This is a genomic window from Gemmatimonadota bacterium (assembly GCA_030747075.1).
Classification (GTDB): Bacteria; ARS69; ARS69; order ARS69; family ARS69; genus ARS69.
The window spans coordinates 1-554 of sequence record JASLLL010000060.1 but is presented as its reverse complement, the minus strand read 5'-3'; the positions used below and the strand labels follow the sequence as shown (position 1 = coordinate 554).

The window sequence follows — 554 nt, the reverse complement described above, 5'->3', positions numbered from 1 at the left end:
CGCGTCTTGGAGAGCGGAAGGTTCGGGCGGCGGAGGCGGTGGAGGCCGGGCGGTTCGCGGAGGCGGAAGAGGCGGCGCGTGAGGCGCTGGAGCTGAGTCCGGGTGATGAGGAACTGGCAGCGCTTCTCGCAGACCTTCCGCAGCGCGAGCGTGCGTGGAAGGTGCGGGGCCTGACGGAAGAGTGGGTTTCGTTGCGGGCACAGGGTCAGTTGCGGGCGGCGCTTGCGAAGGTCGGGGAGGTGCTGGAGCTGGACGAGGAGGACGGGGGCGCTCTTCAGGCCCGGGAGGAGCTTTCGGTCGAGATTGCCGAGGCGGAGTCGAAGGTATCGCGTGCGGGCTCGTTGCTGGAAGAGGGTGATCTGTCTGGCGCGGAGAGGCTTTTGCGGGAGGTGGCGTCGCTCCCCGAGGAGAAGGGGTCGGCGGAGCGTCTTCTGGCGGAGGTGGCGACGCGGCGTTTGGAAGCGGAGCGAAGGGAGGCGCGTCTTGGAGAGCGGAAGGTTCGGGCGGCGGAGGCGGTGGAGGCCGGGCGGTTCGCGGAGGCGGAAGAGGCGGCG

Annotated in this window: 1 protein-coding gene; it reads left to right on the top strand. The window is 70.4% G+C overall.

The window, feature by feature from the left end; genetic code table 11:
- The coding region (locus QF819_11125; GenBank protein ID MDP6803702.1) for a hypothetical protein at positions 1 to 554 on the top strand (554 nt) is incomplete at both ends.